Source organism: Blastomonas sp. UPD001, assembly GCF_003426715.1.
In the GTDB taxonomy this organism is placed as follows: Bacteria; Pseudomonadota; Alphaproteobacteria; order Sphingomonadales; family Sphingomonadaceae; genus Blastomonas.
Genome location: NZ_QKVT01000214.1, coordinates 1 through 507, shown reverse-complemented (window position 1 = coordinate 507; position 507 = coordinate 1). Strand labels below are relative to the sequence as shown.

Annotated in this window: 2 tRNA genes; both read left to right on the top strand. The window is 42.6% G+C overall.

The features are described from left to right. The first annotated feature begins 185 nt into the window (after positions 1 to 185). Positions 186 to 268, top strand: a tRNA-Tyr gene (locus tag DM995_RS23045). Positions 269 to 347: 79 nt separating this feature from the next. Beyond that, positions 348 to 419, top strand: a tRNA-Thr gene (locus DM995_RS23040). Positions 420 to 507: the final 88 nt, after the last annotated feature.

The following is a 507-nucleotide window of genomic DNA, read 5'->3' as shown; positions in this document are numbered from 1 at the left end:
GGGAAGTAATGTAGAGACGCGATTCATCGCGTCTGGAAGTGTGGGGATAATAACCAATGCCCAATGCCCCATGCCCCATGCCCAATGCCCAATGCCCAATGCCCAATGACCAATTTAATTTTTTTTTGAAAAAAAGCTTGGAAATTCTAAAACCTTGTGCTAACATTCTTAATCGTGGGTCTCACGGGTCGGTGTCCGAGTGGTTAATGGAGACGGACTGTAAATCCGTTGGCTAGCGCCTACGCTGGTTCAAATCCAGCCCGGCCCACCTGCTAAAGTTAAAAATGTAAAATTAAAATTTAAAAGTTTTAGTTTTACATTTTTAATTTTATGAATGCTTTAGTTTTGCCCGTGTAGCTCAGTGGTAGAGCACACCCTTGGTAAGGGTGAGGTCGCGAGTTCAATCCTCGCCACGGGCTTTTTCACTAAGACAATAAGGTGGTTAGGTGAGATTAAGGTTATTATGCTGTAGTTGATAGTCAACATCTCATTAATGCCCAAGAAAAT